14 protein-coding genes are annotated in these 16730 nt (G+C 60.9%); 7 read left to right on the forward strand and 7 right to left on the reverse strand.

Features of this window, described 5'->3' with window-relative positions; all coding sequences use genetic code 11:
* The first annotated feature begins 147 nt into the window (after positions 1-147).
* Together RX330_RS24200 and glgX are read left to right on the forward strand one after the other, a co-directional pair.
* Positions 148-429 (forward strand): hypothetical protein, encoded by a 282-nt coding sequence (locus RX330_RS24200; RefSeq protein WP_317240093.1) that lies wholly within the window; start codon positions 148-150, stop codon positions 427-429.
* 25 nt (positions 430-454) lie between these two features.
* Positions 455-2692 (forward strand): glycogen debranching protein GlgX, encoded by a 2238-nt coding sequence (gene glgX / locus RX330_RS24205; RefSeq protein WP_317240094.1) that lies wholly within the window; start codon positions 455-457, stop codon positions 2690-2692.
* A gap of 68 nt (positions 2693-2760) precedes the next feature.
* On the opposite strand, the gene RX330_RS24210 is transcribed toward glgX, so the two are convergent.
* Together RX330_RS24210 and RX330_RS24215 are read right to left on the reverse strand one after the other, a co-directional pair.
* Positions 2761-3561: an SDR family NAD(P)-dependent oxidoreductase gene (locus RX330_RS24210; protein WP_317240095.1), complete on the reverse strand. Its 801-nt coding sequence runs from the start codon at positions 3559-3561 to the stop codon at positions 2761-2763.
* A 68-nt stretch (positions 3562-3629) separates the two neighbouring features.
* A complete protein-coding gene (locus RX330_RS24215; RefSeq protein WP_317240096.1) occupies positions 3630-4208 on the reverse strand; it encodes a TetR/AcrR family transcriptional regulator in 579 nt (192 codons plus the stop codon).
* A 204-nt stretch (positions 4209-4412) separates the two neighbouring features.
* On the opposite strand from RX330_RS24215, the gene RX330_RS24220 reads away from it, so the two are divergent.
* From RX330_RS24220 to RX330_RS24235, 5 genes are all read left to right on the forward strand, one after another.
* Positions 4413-5516 (forward strand): efflux RND transporter periplasmic adaptor subunit, encoded by a 1104-nt coding sequence (locus tag RX330_RS24220; RefSeq protein ID WP_317240097.1) that lies wholly within the window; start codon positions 4413-4415, stop codon positions 5514-5516.
* The gene (locus RX330_RS24225; protein WP_317240098.1) at positions 5516-8626 is read left to right on the forward strand and encodes an efflux RND transporter permease subunit; all 3111 of its coding nucleotides are present in this window, start codon (positions 5516-5518) and stop codon (positions 8624-8626) included. The genes RX330_RS24220 and RX330_RS24225 overlap by 1 nt, the downstream gene beginning before the upstream one ends.
* Positions 8627-8896, forward strand: coding sequence for a DUF3551 domain-containing protein (locus tag RX330_RS35795; RefSeq protein ID WP_375848938.1), 270 nt, complete (start codon positions 8627-8629; stop codon positions 8894-8896).
* Positions 8897-9063: 167 nt separating this feature from the next.
* Positions 9064-10224: an iron-containing alcohol dehydrogenase gene (locus RX330_RS24230; protein WP_317240099.1), complete on the forward strand. Its 1161-nt coding sequence runs from the start codon at positions 9064-9066 to the stop codon at positions 10222-10224.
* Between the two features lie 132 nt (positions 10225-10356).
* On the forward strand, positions 10357-11235 hold the full coding sequence (locus RX330_RS24235; protein WP_317240100.1) for an alpha/beta fold hydrolase: 879 nt from the start codon (positions 10357-10359) through the stop codon (positions 11233-11235).
* Here RX330_RS24235 and RX330_RS24240 read toward each other — a convergent pair whose 3' ends face one another.
* The 5 genes from RX330_RS24240 to RX330_RS24260 all read right to left on the reverse strand — a co-directional run bounded on the left by RX330_RS24240 (position 11236) and on the right by RX330_RS24260 (position 16709).
* Positions 11236-12399, reverse strand: a complete 1164-nt coding sequence (locus tag RX330_RS24240) for a lactate 2-monooxygenase (protein WP_317240101.1) — start codon at positions 12397-12399, stop codon at positions 11236-11238. It lies immediately after the preceding gene.
* 160 nt (positions 12400-12559) lie between these two features.
* Complete coding sequence (gene panE, locus RX330_RS24245; protein ID WP_317240102.1) at positions 12560-13489, reverse strand: 2-dehydropantoate 2-reductase; 930 nt, start codon at positions 13487-13489, stop codon at positions 12560-12562.
* A gap of 120 nt (positions 13490-13609) precedes the next feature.
* Positions 13610-14800 (reverse strand): ABC transporter substrate-binding protein, encoded by a 1191-nt coding sequence (locus RX330_RS24250; protein ID WP_317240103.1) that lies wholly within the window; start codon positions 14798-14800, stop codon positions 13610-13612.
* A 258-nt stretch (positions 14801-15058) separates the two neighbouring features.
* Positions 15059-15850 carry a class II aldolase/adducin family protein gene (locus RX330_RS24255; protein ID WP_317240104.1) on the reverse strand — a complete coding sequence of 264 codons (792 nt, stop codon included), beginning with the start codon at positions 15848-15850 and terminating at the stop codon, positions 15059-15061.
* Between the two features lie 37 nt (positions 15851-15887).
* On the reverse strand, positions 15888-16709 hold the full coding sequence (locus RX330_RS24260) for a class II aldolase/adducin family protein (protein ID WP_317240105.1): 822 nt from the start codon (positions 16707-16709) through the stop codon (positions 15888-15890).
* Positions 16710-16730 lie beyond the last annotated feature (21 nt).

Raw genomic sequence — 16730 nt, forward strand, 5'->3', positions numbered from 1 at the left:
GGGCCTTCGGTCGGGTGGATTCAGCGAGCTTATACGAAGCCTGTACCAGGCATCGATCCAGATAAGCGCGCCTCCGTGCATTCAGCAGGCTGTTCTGGAACAGAACGGCCGGCCGGGCGGTTGCTCCCACAGACAGGAGTCGTCCCCATGCAGCGCGCGAAACGGCCGCCGATCCGCAACAAGCTGGACCTGACCGATCGGGCTCAGGTGCGCCTGGTCAAGAAGCGACTGCGTCTTTCCGACGCCGAGCTGACCGCGATCGTTGGTCGAATCGGCAACTCCATTTCGGCAATCAACAAGGAAGCCGAGCAGCAAAGGGCCCGGGCGCTGACGCCGTCGGCCGATGCGTCTGCTGCCGCGGTGATCGCCCCCGTAGCCGCCACGGACCAAGCGGTTGGCGAGGCCGCGACAATCGCGCCGGCGTCCTGACGGACTCAATTCCTGGGGGAAAGAGATGGATCGGCCAGTACATTCAGACGACGCCCTGGCGAGGGCGGTATCGAGCCTACGCCGTTCCCGGATCACCGAGGGCAGACCGTTTCCGCTCGGTGCCACCTGGGACGGCCTTGGCGTGAACTTCGCTCTGTTTTCGGCCCACGCCACCAAAGTCGAGCTCTGCCTGTTTGACGATAGCGGCGAGACCGAGCTGGAGCGGATCGAGCTCCCGGAATACACAGACGAAGTCTGGCACGGCTATCTGCCCTCTGCCCGTCCCGGCGCCGTCTACGGCTACCGCGTCCATGGCCCCTACGAACCAGATGCCGGACACCGCTTCAATCCCAACAAGCTCGTGCTCGATCCCTATGCCCGCCAGTTGATCGGCCAACTGCGCTGGGGGCCCGAGTTGTTCGGCTACATCCTTGACCATGCTGACAAGGATCTGTCCTACGACGAACGCGACAGCGCGCCTTTAATGCAGAAGTGTGCGGTCATCGATCCGGCCTTCACCTGGGGCGCAGCGCGCAAGCCGGAAGTGCCGTGGGAACGGACCATCGTCTACGAGATGCACGTCAAGGGTTTTACCCAGCTCCATCCGCTCGTCCCCGAGGCAGACCGCGGCACGTTCTCGGGGCTCGCGCACTTCGAAATCCCTGCCTATCTGCGCTCGCTCGGCATCACCAGCGCCGAGCTGTTGCCGATCCACGCCTTCGTCGACGACAGCTACCTGGTCGAGAAGGGCCTGCGCAACTATTGGGGCTACAATTCCATCGCCTTCTTCGCACCGGAGCCGCGCTACCTCAAGACGCCGGCCGCGAACGAATTCAAGGCCATGGTCAACCAGTTTCATGCCCATGGCATCGAGGTCATCCTCGACGTCGTCTATAATCACACCGCGGAGGGAAACGAGCTCGGCCCGACGCTGTCGTTCAAAGGCATCGACAACGCCAGCTACTACCGCCTGCTGCCGGACAAGAAGCGCTACTACATCAACGATACCGGCACCGGAAACACGGTGAACCTCTCACACCAGCGCGTGCTCCAGTTGGTCGCCGATTCCCTGCGCTACTGGGCCACCGAGATGCGGGTCGATGGCTTCCGCTTCGACCTGGCAACCATCCTCGCGCGAGAGCCCTACGGCTTCGATGAAGGCGGCGGCTTCCTCGATGCGTGCCGCCAGGATCCCGTACTCTCCAGTGTGAAGCTGATCGCCGAACCCTGGGACATCGGGCCGGGCGGCTATCAGGTCGGCCAGTTTCCGCCGGGATGGGCAGAGTGGAACGACAAGTTCAGGGACACCGCACGTTCCTTCTGGAAAGGCGATCCGGGCACGATCGCCGACTTTGCCAAACGTATTTCCGGGTCGGGTGATCTCTTCAACAAGCGCGGCCGCCGGCCCTGGGCCAGCGTCAACTTCGTCACGGCCCATGACGGCTTCAATCTCAACGATCTCGTATCGTATAATGAGAAGCACAACGAGGCGAATGGCGAGGACAATCGCGACGGTCACAGCAACAACCATTCCTGGAATTGCGGTGCAGAGGGGCCGACCGACGACCCCGAGATCACGGTGCTGCGCGAGCGCCAAAAACGAAATCTGCTCGCGACGATGCTGCTCTCGCATGGCACGCCGATGCTGCTCGCCGGTGACGAATTCGGGCATACGCAAAAAGGCAACAACAATGCCTATGCGCAGGACAACGAGACCACCTGGCTGGACTGGATGGGCATCACCGCCAATGGTCGCAGCCTTCGCGAATTCGCGCGCAAGCTGATCGCCACACGCAAAGCCTTCCCCATTCTCTACCGCAGCCGCTTCCTGGTCGGCTCGCACAACGAAGAGCTCGACGTCAAGGACGTGGCCTGGCTGTCTCCATCCGGCGAGGAGATGACGACGGAGCAGTGGCAGGACGGCAACGCCAAATGCTTCGGCATGTTGCTCGACGGACGAGCGCAAGAGACCGGAATCCGGCGCCGCGGCTCGGATGCCACCATGCTTCTGGTCTACAACGCGCACCACGACGTCGTGAACTTCACATTGCCCGCCGTCGCCGACGGTCTGAGTTGGCTGGGCCTGATCGACACCAACCGGCCGGACGAGCGGATGGCCGAGTTCGAGTTCGGGCACGCTTATGCCGTGACGGGGCGATCGCTGCTGGTGTTCGGGCTTGCCAACGACAATATCGCCACGCGCCGCTTACGCCAGGGTCTTGGCGCGCTGCTGGATATCGCTGACACACCTCTGTCCGGCTAGATCAACGATCTCGGTTGCAGTCAGGGCCTACGCTGTTTCGATGAGCGCCCACACGTGGCCGCTCCAGGTCAAGCGTCCATTATCTTTTTCATAGTGGCTCTTTGCATTGATCGCGGCGTCAGGCGATTTGAAAAGGCAGCCATGTTGTTCGCCAGGCCCGGGATCACCATGGCCTTTGCTTGCATGAGCGCCCGAATACCCGTCTCGGCGACCGGACGCGGCTTCATGGTGAGGAGGCGCAGCAAGCCCGAGGCGGTTGCGCCGGCAGCCGCATCGAAACCCGTCGCGGTGTGCCCAGGGCAGAGACTGGTGACGACCACGCCGTGAGGGCGGAGTTCGTCATGCAGGGCCTCGCCAAAAGCGAGTACATAAGCCTTGGTTGCTGCATAGGCTGCGTAACTGGGAACGGCCTGAAAGCCGAGAAGGCTGGCGATGAGAAGAATATGGCCGGATCGCCGCTTGGCCATGTCCCGGCCGAACAGATAGGTCAGCTCCGTGACGGTCGTGATGTTGAGCTGGATCATGTCCGCGGTGCGCTCGATTGGCGTGTCCAAAAAATCGCCGTGCAAACCGTATCCGGCATTGTTCAGCAAGATGTCGATCGCCACCGACTTCGCGTCGAGATTGCTCTTGAGGCGGCTAGCCGCGCCCGGCGCCGCAAGGTCGATCGCCTCGACCAGCACATCCACCCCGTATTTGCGGCGGAGATCGGAGGCAAGCTTTTCCATGGGAACCTGCCGTCGGGCCGCCAAGACGAGATTGACCTTCTGCGCCGCCAGCAGATCTGCGAATTCAAGGCCGAAGCCGCTTGAGGCCCCCGTGATCAGAGCCCATTTTCCGGCGAAGCTGTTCATTGCTTCATGCGACATCGTTCTCGTCCTCATCTATTTGAAATGGAGCTCGGGCACATTCTCAATCAGAATGCCGGCCCATCCTTTCAAGCGGCAGCGGCGTCTCGAACCTGTTTCGCCGCGGCATCCAGAACGGCCTGAGCCAGATCAGGATCGTTGATCGTGCGCGATAGCGTCACCGCGCCGACCATCGTCGCGAGAATGGCCATGGCCTTGCTGCGGGAGGCCTCGTCGCCAGCTCCGCCGAGAAAGCGGTCGAGCACGTCGAGATGCGCTTTGATTCCTGCTTCGAATTCCGCCTTCACCTCGGGGCCCTGTCGGGCGGCATCCGAGCCGAGGGCCACGATCGGGCAGCCGTCCATCTTCTCTCCGCGATGATCGCCGCTGAGGTAAAACCCGATCACTGCGCCGAGTGGATCGTCAGGATGTGCCGCGGCCGCGTCCGACCATCGGCCGGATGCGCTTTCCAATGCGCGCCTGGACGCCTCCACCGCCAGATCCTCTTTTGATGCGAACTGCTTGTAGAAGGCGCCTTGGGTCAGCCCGGCCCCCTTCATCAGATCCTTGAGGCCGATGCCATCAAAGCCGCGCTCCCTGAAAAGGCGGCTGGCCACATTGATCACGGTTTGGCGGTTCTCAGCCGCCTGTGTGCGACTCACTCGCATCGTGGATCTCCATTGGATTTCGTACGACCTCTATATCCAATTTAGAGTTCATTTGCAATCTATCAATCCAAATCCAGGTGTCTAAACACCGATATCCGGCACCAGGGATCACGCTGCCGTTATCGCTTGAACTTTTAGATTGTGATCGAAATCTAATTTAGATATAGAGTTCGTATGAAATCTAATTCTCGAAAGGAGACGGTCATGAAAAGGGGTCTTGCGGTGCTCGCGGGTATTCTGGTCCCAGCTGGGGTGGCAACCTTCATTGCTCTCGCGATTCCCTCCCATGAAGCCTCCGCGGTCGTTGACCCCAGGCAGGAGGCCCCGATGGTCCGTCTCGTCACGGCCGCGCGGGTCAGCGGATCCGAACGAGGGTTTACCGGCACGATCGGCGCGCGCGTGGAGAGCAATCTCGGTTTTCGCGTCGCCGGTAAGATCGTCGAACGGCTCGTGAATGTCGGTGAGCAGGTCAAATCCGGGCAGCCCTTGATGCGGATCGACGAAACCGACCTGCGCCTCGCGGTCACAGCGAAGCGCAATGCGGTCGCCGCGGCGCGTGCAGTTGTCGTTCAGACCGACGCCGACGAGCGGCGCTACGCCAACTTGGTGAGCGACGGATGGACTTCGAAGCAGCGCTACGAACAGGCGAAGGCCGCATCGGACACCGCCAAAGCGCAGCTTGCCGCGGCGGAAGCCGACGCAGAGGTTGCGGAGAACCAGGCGACCTATTCGGTCCTGGTGGCGGATGCGAACGGAACGGTCACCCAGACGCTTGGCGAGCCGGGGCAAGTCGTCGCCGCCGGCCAGGCGGTGGTTCGGCTGGCACAGTCCGGTCCTCGCGAAGCTGTGGTCGCGCTTCCCGAAACGATCCGGCCGGCGATTGGTTCGCTTGCCGATGCAAGCCTCTATGGGAGCGATGGGCGCCGCCACAGCGCGCATCTGCGCCAGTTGTCGGATTCCGCAGATCCCCAGACCCGCACCTATGAGGCCCGCTACGTGCTCGATGGTGAGGCTGCGGCGGCACCGCTCGGCGCAACGGTCACTATTCGGCTTGCAAGCCAGGATCATCAGCCGGAGGTTCAGGTGCCGCTAGGAGCCGTGCTCGATGACGGCCGAACGACCGGCGTTTGGGTCTTCGACAGCGCGACCTCAACCGTTCGCCTGCAGCCCGTCAAGCTTCTGCGTGTGACCAGCGAAACGGCCGTTATCTCCGGATCGAAGTCCGGTGACCAGATTGTTTCCCTCGGCGCACATCTTCTGCACGAGGGCGCCCGCGTCAGGACCGCGCCGGAAAACAGGAGCAACTGATGAGCTTCAATCTCTCCGCCCTCGCCGTTCGCGAACGCGCCGTCACCCTGTTCTTCATCCTCTTGCTGGCAGCCGCCGGCGCCTATGCCTTCTTCATGCTCGGGCGGGCCGAGGATCCGTCCTTCACCATCAAGACCCTGACGGTCACGACGGTCTGGCCGGGCGCGACGGCACGCGAGATGCAGGATCAGGTCGCCGAGCCCCTGGAGAAGCGAATTCAGGAACTGACCTGGTATGACCGGGTGGAGACGACGACGCGGCCCGGCTATGCCTACATGACGGTGACGCTGAAGGACAGCACGCCGCCATCGAGCGTGCAGGAAGAGTTCTATCAAGCCCGCAAGAAGCTGGGAGATGAAGCCCGCAAGCTGCCCTCCGGCGTGCTCGGCCCCTTCGTCAACGACGAATATTCGGACGTGAGCTTCGCCCTTTACGCGCTCAAGGCCAAGGGCATGCCGATGCGCGAGCTCGCCAGGCAAGCCGAGACCATCCGTCAGGACCTCCTGCACGTGCCCGGCGTCAAGAAAATCAACATCCTCGGCGAGCGTCCCGAACAGATCTTCGTCGAATTTTCCTATGCCAAGCTGGCAACCCTCGGCGTATCAGCAACGGATATCGTTGCCGCTTTGCAGCGGCAGAACACGTTGACACCGGCAGGCTCCATTGACACCAAGGGGCCGCAGGTCTTCATCAGGGTCGATGGCGCTTACGACAGCGTCCAGGCGATTGCCGACACGCCGATTGTCGCGGCCGGGCGGACGCTGAAGCTTTCCGACATTGCCGAGGTCCGCCGCGGCTACGAGGATCCGCCCACCTACATCATCAGGCACCAGGGTGAGCCTACCATCATGCTCGCAGCGGTGATGCAGGAGGGCTGGAATGGTCTGGCGCTTGGCAAGGCGCTGGAGGAACGGTCCGCAGCCATCGCCGGGACACTGCCGCTCGGGATGAGCCTGGCCAAGGTCAGCGACCAGGCCGTCAACATCACCTCGGCGGTCGACGAATTCATGATGAAATTTGCGATGGCGCTCGGCGTGGTGCTGCTGGTAAGCCTGCTGAGCCTCGGCTGGCGTGTCGGCATCGTCGTGGCGGCGGCAGTGCCCCTGACGCTCGCCGTCGTATTCCTCATCATGCTGGAAACCGGCCGGTTCTTCGACCGCATCACGCTCGGCGCCCTCATCCTGGCGCTCGGTCTCCTCGTTGACGACGCCATCATCGCGATCGAGGTCATGGTGGTGAAAATGGAAGAGGGCATGGACCGCATCTCGGCGGCGGCCTATGCGTGGAGCCACACCGCGGCGCCGATGCTATCTGGAACGCTCGTGACGATCGCGGGCTTCCTGCCGGTGGGTTTTGCGCGCTCGACGGCCGGCGAATACGCCGGAAACATCTTCTGGGTCGTGGGATTCGCCCTCATCGTCTCCTGGATCGTCGCGGTGATCTTCACCCCGTATCTTGGCGTCAAGATGCTGCCGGCGATCAAGCCGGTCGAGGGCGGCCACCATGCAATTTACGGCACGCCCAACTATCGGCGCTTGCGAGGTCTCATCACCCTCGCCGTCCGCCACAAATTCCTGACCTGCAGCATCGTCGCCGTCGCCTTCGCACTTTCCATCGTCGGCATGAGTGGCGTCAAGCAGCAGTTCTTCCCGACCTCGGATCGCCCGGAAGTGCTTGTGGAGGTTCGCCTGCCGGAAGGCACCAGCATCGAGACGACGACGGCCACCGTCGAGAAGCTCGAGCATTGGTTGCACGATCAACCCGAGGCCAAGATCGTCACGAGCTATGTCGGTCAGGGTGCGCCCCGCTTCTTCTTCGCGATGGCGCCCGAGCTGCCCGATCCGGCCTTCGCAAAGATCGTCGTCCTGACGCCTGACGCAGAGGCGCGCGAGGCTTTGAAGCACCGGCTCCGACAGACCCTGTCACAGGGCCTCGCACCCGAGGCCAATGTGCGCGTCACCCAACTCGTGTTCGGACCTTACACGCCCTTCCCGGTGGAGTTCCGGATCATGGGACCGGATCCCGCTCAATTGTATGCCATCTCTCAGAAGGCTCTCGAAGTCATGCGTGGCGTTCATGACGCACGGCAGGCAAATCGGGATTGGGGCGATCGCACGCCCGTGCTCCGCTTCATCCCGGATCAGGATCGGCTGAACCTGATCGGCCTTTCGCCGGCCGAGGTCGGCCGTCAACTCCAGTTCCTGCTCACCGGCATCGCCGTGACACAGGTTCGCGAGGACATCCGCAATGTCCCCATCGTGGCGCGTAGCGCTGGCGGCGAACGGCTGGATCCGTCGCGTCTGGCGGATTTCTCATTGATGAGCAGGGACGGCCGCGCGATTCCGCTCGACCAGGTCGGCCATTCCGAAATCCGGCTCGAAGAGCCGATCATGAAGCGGCGCGATCGCACGCCGGTCGTCACAATTCGTTCTGATATCAATGAGGCGACCCAACCTCCGGAGGTCTCCAAGGAAATCAGGACGGCCCTCCAGCCCCTGATCGCCTCCCTTCCCGCCGGGTATCGTATCGAGCTGGGCGGATCGATCGAGGAGGCAACCAAGGCCAACGACGCGCTCGCGACGATCTTTCCGGCCATGATTGCCGCCATGCTGATCGTCATCATGCTGCAGGTGCGATCCTTCTCGATGATGGCCATGGTCGTTCTGACGGGACCGCTCGGCCTCGTCGGCGTCGTGCCGGCACTGCTCCTCTTCAACCAGCCGTTCGGATTCAACGCGATCCTAGGCCTGATCGGACTGGCCGGCATCCTGATGCGCAACACTCTGATCCTGACCGAACAGATCAAGGAAAACCTTGCCGCCGGACTTGACGACTATCACGCCGTCATCGAGGCCACCGTGCAACGCACCAGGCCCGTGATCCTCACGGCGCTTGCTGCGGTGCTGGCCTTCATCCCGCTCACGCACTCCGTCTTCTGGGGATCGATGGCTTACACGCTGATCGGCGGCACCGCAGTCGGAACGGTGCTGATCCTGCTGTTCCTCCCGGCGCTCTATGCCGCGTGGTTCCGAGTCAAGCCGACCGCTGACGGGACGCATGCGGGAACGACGGAAGAGGCGCATGCACAACCGGCAATGGCTGCCGAATAGATGACGGCTCGAGCGCAGGAGACCATATTGAGCAAGCTCTTCACTCTCCTCTCGATTGTCTTCGCCGGCTTGGCTGGCGCAGACTACTTGAGCGTTGCACCGGCGGCTTCAACAAACGCCTACGGATACTGTCTTCAAGACCATTCCTCCGACACGCCGAAATGCAGCTTCGATACACTCGAGCAGTGCATCATCCTCATTTCCGGTCGCGGTGGGAGCTGCGCTCGCCACCCGTGGCCATCCGAGGGATCCGCCATGGCGGCGGACTGAACCAAAGGCTGTCCGCCATATTTTGGTCGAGCCGGGCTTCGCCGAGGCGGAGCTCGGCTCGCAACCACATGACTGGCCTCGATCCGGCGCCAGAAAAGATGGCCGTTGCGCCCAGTCACTATTAATACTAAAGTGACTTACATCAACAAACAATCCAGGGGAAACGAATGCGCAAGGTTGGGATACACCACTTTCCCGAAATCGATCGTGTAGTCTACGGCAAGCCTGCAGCTGAGGCCTTGAATGATGAAGCCGTGCGGCTGAATGCCAACCGCGTTTTCCTCCTGGTCAGCCGTACCTTGAATACGAAGACCGACGAGATCGAAAAGATTCGCCGCGCGCTCGGCAACAAGCATGTGGCGACCTTCGACGGAATTGCGCAGCACACGACCCGAAAACAAGCTGCTGAAGTCGCGTGTCAAGCGAACGACGCTCAAGCTGATCTGATCGTTGCCGTCGGTGGAGGTTCTGCCGTCGACCTCGCGAAGATCGTCATCATGGCCATGGAACATGATATCCGCGATGAGGCAGGTTTCGACCCGTTCGTTATGGGTCCCGGCGTGCCCTTCTCTCCATTCCGCGCGCCCAAGGTGCGGCAGATCGCAGTGCCATCGACGCTGAATGGCGGCGAATACAATGCCGGAGCGCTCGTCACGGACGAGCGCACCAAGCTGAAGCAGATATTCTTCCACCCGCAGATGTCACCCGTGGCAGTCATCCTTGATCCCGACCTGAGCCTCAATACGCCTATGAATCTGTGGATGGGATCCGGGACACGCTCGATGGATCACGGCATCGAAGCCCTGTGCTCGCCGGCTGGCACGCCATTGGCGGATGAAGTGGTCTTGGCGGGCATCCGTCTTTTGCGCGAGGGCATGCTCCGCACTCTGCAGCATCCGGATGATCTGGAAGCGCGACGCCAATCGCAACAAGGCTCGTGGCTCGCCGCTTTCGGTCTGCAGGCACGCGTTCCGATGGGGGCAAGCCACGGGATCGGACACGTGCTTGGCGGCACTTTCGATGTTCCTCACTATTACTGCACGCCCGTCATCATGCCGAGCCTGCTTCGGTACAACAAAGCCTTTACGGAGGATGCGCAGAAGCGCTTGGCGGCAGCTCTCGGCAGCCCCGATATGGAAGCTGGAGATGCTTTCGCCGGCTTCGTCAAAGCCCTCGGACTACCTACTCGTCTGGCCGACGTCGGCGTCGGCGAGGACAAGTTCGAGAAGATCAGCAAGATTGCGATCAATCACCGCTTCGTTCAAGCCAATCCGCGCCCGTTCAAGAGCGAAGCGGATATCGTCGATCTGCTGCGAATGGCCGCTTGACTGAACCGGTTTGCGCGATCCATGGGGCCGCGGTGCGTGCGGTCGGCAGAGGATCGGCGGGAGCCAGTTTGATGCAGGCCCTTTGCAGACAGCGTTCACGTATCTTCGAGCCACTCTTGATACGGAGTGAAGATGACTGCTCTCGCTGATTTATTCCCCGGCTTTGCGTCGGTGAATGCCGAAACAAGTTCGGGTCGCATCTTTGCGCGCGTTGGCGGCAAGGGGCCGCCGCTTCTCCTGTTGCATGGATTTCCTCAAACCCATGCGATGTGGCATCATTTGGCGCCGGCGCTCGCCGAACGGTTTTCGCTCGTCATCGCCGACCTTCCAGGATACGGCGCATCCGACGTTCCCACGACTGATGCAAACCATACTCCCTACACGAAACGGGCAATGGCCCGAACGATGGTCGAGGTGATGGAAAGTCTCGGCCACTCTCGTTTCTCCTTGGCCGGCCATGACCGGGGAGGACGTGTCGGCTATCGTTTGGCGCTCGATCATCCGGAACGACTTTCGCGGCTCGTCGTCCTCGACATTTTGCCTACTTACAATTACTGGACGAATCTAAGCCGTCTTTCGGCGCTTCGCATCTATCATTGGACGTTTCTGGCTCAGCCCCATCCTTTACCCGAAACGCTGATCTCGCGAGACCCAGACGGATTCTTCGGCCCGGTGTTCGCGGAGGGTTTCGATCCCAGGGCCGTGGAACACTACCTAAGCGCGTTGCGCGATCCCGAGCGCGTGCATGGGCTTTGCGAAGACTACCGAGCCGGCGCCTATGCGGACTTCGAGCATGACAAGAGCGATCTTGATGCCGGTCGAAAGATCACGATGCCCCTTCATGTGATCTGGGGAAGCCGAGGTATCGCCGCGGCGGGCGCTCAGCCGCTGATCATTTGGAGCCATTGGGCAAAGCAGGTCACAGGAGAAGCAGTCGAGGCCGGTCACTTCCTGTGCGAGGAAGCTCACGACGCCACGCAGAGAGCTATCCTGAAGTTCCTTGCGGGTTAATCAGCGAACCGCCAGCAGCGCGGACGGTTGAAGATCGGCGATTCGAGGGTATCCATCGACGGCCATCAGCAAGTCCGCCTCCGCCAAAATGCATCGCAGCACGTGAACGATCCCGTCGACTCCATCAAGCGCGAGTCCGTAGGCATACGGTCGGCCGATTCCGACGGCCGTCGCGCCCAGAGCCAACGCTTTAACAACATCCGTGCCTGATCGTATCCCAGAGTCGAACAGAACGGGCGTGTCGCCGGAGGCCCTGACAATGCCGGGCAGCAGATCCACCGCCGCAATGCCGCCGTTTGCCTGGCGGCCGCCGTGGTTGGAGCAAAAGATGCCGTCGACCCCCGCATCGATCGCACGCCGGGCATCATCAGGGTGGCAGATGCCTTTGAGCACGAGGGGAAGCTTGGTCAGGGAACGCAACCAGGGAAGATCGTTCCAAGTCAGAGGATTTCCGAAGATTTTCCCCCATTGCATGATTGCGGCCGGAAGATCTTCCTCGGGAGGCTTCTGCAGCCTGCCGCGAAACACGGGATCCGAAAAATAGTTGCTAAGAACGTCCCCGTGAAACTGAGGGAAATTCGCCAGGTCGAGGTCCCGCGGGCGCCACCCGGTGATCCATGTATCCAAAGTGACCACGAGCGCCTTGAATCCTGCCGCCTCGGCCCTACGGACCAGGCTCTCCGCAACTTCCCGATCGGTGGGCGTATAGAGCTGAAAGAAACCCGGCGTATCTCCGAATTCGGCGGCCACCGTCTCAAGGGGATCGATGCTGAAGGTCGACGCCATCATCGGCACGCCGGCCTTATGCGCGGCCTTCGCGGTCGCAATGTCACCGTGCATGTCTTGCGAGCATAATCCGATGACGCCGATTGGACTCAAGAAGAGCGGAGTAGGAAACCGCATCCCGAACAGATCGATTGACAGGTCTCGCTTCGCAGCACCAACCAGCATGCGAGGCATCAAACCCCATTGCTCAAATGCCGAGACATTGACGTTCTGCGTATGCTCGTTGCCGCAGCCGCCGGCTACATAGGCCACGAGCCCGGGAGCCATCGCCGCATGCGCGCGGGCCTCCAATTCGCGGAAGCCGACCGGCAGTTTCGGCAGCTTGCCGCCGAGACCGCCGAAATAGATTTCGGTCTGATAGTCGCCGTAGTGACCCAACGAGTTCTCCCCCACTGTTGATCGGCGTGACGGCAGCCTGCGTGAACGGATCCCCTTCGGGCGACGCTCCCACGCGCTCGATTTTCCTTTCGCGCCCCACAGATGGGACGTCCGAACCGAATCTCGGTCGATCGCAAGAGCGGTACGACCTCCTGCTCTTCTACTTGAGGGCTTCTCTCGTGCGACGCGCCTCGTAAGACTTCACATGGGTGTAGGCCGCGCTGAGAAACACGGCATCCGCGCCATGTTCCGCCCGTCCCAGGAGGTCGCCCAGAACGTGGTCGCCTTCTGTCCGCGATCCTTTCTCGATGTCGCGCAGCATGGACGCCATCAGCGGAGATCCGGGCGCCGTGAGGAGCGGTCGCGTGCGCTCCAAATAGGCTGGACGAGGCGCAAAGCCGGCGTCCGCGGCAATCTTGGTGCATTCATCGAGAAGCTTCACGATAAGTCCCGAAGCACCGGCGGCGACGATGTCTCCGATCGAGGCGCGCATCAGGCAGGTCACGCCCGCGGCGGTGGCGATGAACACCCATTTCTCCCACATGTTCTGCAGGATGTCATCGCTGCCTTCGGCATCGAAATTCGCGTTCGATAATGCCGCGAAGATCTTGTCGCGGCGCTTCGATCGCTTCCCGTCCTGCTCGCCGAAGCTGAGCGTATGCAGATCGACGAGATGGAGTATCTCGCCGTTGCTGGAAAGTGCCGCGGAGATGGCGCATTGACCTCCGAACACCTTCTCCTTCCCAAAGCGGGCGTTCAGTACGTCAATATGACGCAGGCCGTTCAAGAACGGGATGATGACGGTGTCGTCTCCAACCGCAGGCGCGAAGGACCGTATTGCATCGTCGAGATCGTAGGCCTTGCAACTCAACAAGATCAGATCGTAGGGCCCCTCGAGCCGTTCGGAGATCACGGTCGGCGGGGATACCAGATATAGATCGCCGGTCCGGCTCTTGACCTCGAGCCCCTTCTTGCGAAGCGCCTCCGCGCGAGCTGGCCTGACGAGGAAAGTGACATCGCGCCCGGCAGCCAGGAGCCTTGCTCCGAAATAGCCGCCTAGGGCTCCCGCTCCGATTACCAGTATCCGCAAGATTCATCTCCTGTTTGACGTGGAAGATCGTCGTTCCGTGCTGACGGCGGGACCCGACGTCTGGCTCCGCAGCGCCGAAGGTTACGCCTCAGCGACCGTCACCGGTACCGACAGGCCTGACTAGTCCACGGCGCTGACGAGCTTCCCGAAAGGAATCCAGCTTTTCCCGTCGAAGCTCTCGAACTGAAGTGACGTCCACGCCTGGTTGTTTTTCTCGCTGGTATTGATGGCGCTCCCCGGGAGCGCCATCGAAGGCGAGAAATTCCTCAAGTTCAGCGCCTGCTTCATGATGTTGCCGCGCGTCAGATCATCGCCGCATTGCTGAAGGATCTTCTCGAGCATTTCACCCTGGACGACACCAGCCACGTAAAGTGTCTCTGCCACGTCGCCCGTTGGAATGTACTTGGCAAGAAACGCACGATAGCTTTTGACTGCCGGGTCGTGCTCCCACGTCGGATCCATCGGATCTTTCAGGAACGTGCTTGATACCACCCCTTTGGCGTTGTCGAGTCCCGCGGCTGCAAGGGTCCCCGCGACCGACGTGGTGGAATTGATGATGACCGTCAGAGGGCTCCAGCCGATTTCGCGGATTTTACGGAGAGCTTGCGCCGTGAACTTCGGTGATCCGGCGATGAACAACGCTTCTGATCCCGAGCTCTTGAGCGACACGACCTGAGAATCGACTGTCGGATCGGTCGCTTCGTAGGACTTTGTCACGACCAGCTTGCCGAAATCGTCCTTCATGTATGAACGGAACGCGCCGACAAAATCCTTCCCGAGATCATCGTTCTGATAGAGTATGGCAACGCGCGAACCGGGCATCTTTTTAGTTATGAATTTCGCATACACCTTGCCCTCGGTATCATAGCTCGGCAGCCCGGTCGTGGTGTAAGGGTACTCGGCATGATTGGTGAATTTGTTCGCGCCTGAGAGAACGAAGAGGTGCGGCACCTTCTTGGCATTGGCGTATTTCACGTTCGCAGAAATGCTCGCTGTCCCAAGCGGGCTGAACAGAAATGCGACCTCCTCGCTTTCGACCAGCTTGCGGGTTTGCTCGACGGATTTGCTCGGTGAGTATGCATCGTCGAGGGCAATCAGCTTGATCTTGCGGCCGTTGATACCTCCCTTGTCATTGATGAACTCGACATAGGCCATCAATGCCTTGCCTACGTTGCCGAGCGCCGAGGCAGGGCCACTGAAGGGAAACGTCGATCCGACCTTGATCTCCGTCGCGGTAACCCCGACTGGCTCCTCGGCCTCGGCCTTCCGCGCAAACGCCAGTGCAGTTGCAAGCAGCAGCGTCGCGAGCATGACTTTCCCCTGCCACATCGATCTTTTCCCTCCAATGAGACGCTCACGGCGTCGAATGGCGTTTCCGTTCTGCGCCCCGCATCTGACGCCGGGGTCACATTTGAGATCGGCTTTGACTCGCCCTTGCCTGGCTTCCGGCAGCAGCACTCGGCGTCCTCTCGCGTGAAACAGTCGCGGTAGGCGTGCCGGACGATGAATGTTGTTTGATCTTGCGATGCGAAAGCTGGCCGCGTCCAACCAGCCCGCGCCGGTTACGTTCTAGTCTCTGTAGCGCGAGCCCCTTGCATCAAGAGCACGACGATATGCCTCGAACGAATCTTGCCCAAAGGAGGTTTTTTCGTCGAAGCCCTTTGCAACCTCGCTCTGCATCTGCCGCGTCGTGCGACGCAAAATCTCTTCCGGCAGCGGCCGCCAGCCCTTGCCGAAAGTTGCAGCGGCGATCTGCACTTCGCACGCGCGTTGCAGGACCGTCATGCGGAACAGCGCCTCCGCGGCCGTCCTCCCACACGTCAGAAGACCGTGGTGTCTCAAGATCATGTAGTTCTTGTTGCCCAGAGACTTCACGAGGCGCTCGCGCTCGCCGAGATCCGTCGAAATACCCTCGAAATCATGGTACGCAATTTGCTCATAGAGCATCGCGCCGTAGAAGCTGTGATGCGAGAGCCCCTCTTCCGTGCAAGCAACAGCGACACCGGCCGTCGTGTGCGTATGGGCGATGAAATGGGCATCATCGCGCGCGGCATGAACCGAAGAATGGATCGTGAAGCCCGGCGCGTTGACACGCCCCGGAACGTCCATAACCTTGTTCCCATCAAGATCGATCTTGATGAGATTGGAGGCTGTGACTTCGTTGTACGCCAGCCCGAACGAATTGATCAGAAAGTGCTTATCAGGACCCGGCACGCGAGCCGTGATATGATTATAGATGTGCTCGCACCAACCCAGATCGAAGAAGACATGATACAGCGCAGCGAGATCCTGACGGACCAGCCGCTCTTCGGCGGCCATGGCGTTGTGGCTGATGTTTCCTGGTGAAGTCTGGACGTTCATACGATTCCTCCGAGAGACTTTATCGCTGGTCGGCACGTCAGTTGAGCAGATCCGGCTGCTCTTTCACGATCTTCGAATAGAGCGTCTGGAACTGAAACCATCCAGTCCTCGGTGAGCCGAGGATAGAGAAAGCCTGCTTCGCAGATTCCTCGGGAATGATCTTGAGAGCCTGGCCGGTTCGCGCCGCCGCCGCTTCGGCAAGCAGTTGAACCTGGCACGACCGCTCCATCGTGATGAACCACCAGACCGCCTCATCCACGCTCTGTCCGACAGTCAGAAGTCCATGGTTCTGCAAGATAGCCGCCTTGTGCGGCCCCAGCGCCTGAGCGATTTGCTGGCCTTCGTCCACTTCGACTGCCACGCCACCGTAGTCCTCGTATAGAGCGTGATCGTTGTAGAAGGCACAGGCATCTTGCGTAATCGGCTCCAGTTTCCGAGCCAGCGTTGAGAACGCCCGGCCATGGGTGGAGTGCGAATGCGCTGCACCAATCGAATCCGGACGAGCCGCATGAACACTTGCGTGAATCGCGAAAGCGGCGGCATTGACGGGGTAGTTGCCCTCGACGACTTCGCCTTTGTGGTTGACCCGAATGAGGTCTGAGGCCTTAATCAACCCGAAGCTCATCCCGAAGCCGTTCACCCAAAACGTGTCCGTGAACTCCGGGTCACGCACGGTGATGTGGCCCGCGACCCCCTCGTCGAATCCGAATTTCGAAAAGAGCCTCAATCCAGCAGCCAGGCGCTCCTTTCTGTGCCGTCTCTCTTCAACCAGAGTCTTGAAAACAGGAGGTTGTGGCAGGCCCACGCCGATCTTCGCTACGGCTCCGGCATGTCGATCTTGAAGGGGGTGCTCGCTCATCGTTTTGCCTTCGTATTCAAT

Source organism: Bradyrhizobium sp. NDS-1, from assembly GCF_032918005.1.
GTDB classification, from domain to species: Bacteria; Pseudomonadota; Alphaproteobacteria; order Rhizobiales; family Xanthobacteraceae; genus Bradyrhizobium; species Bradyrhizobium tunisiense.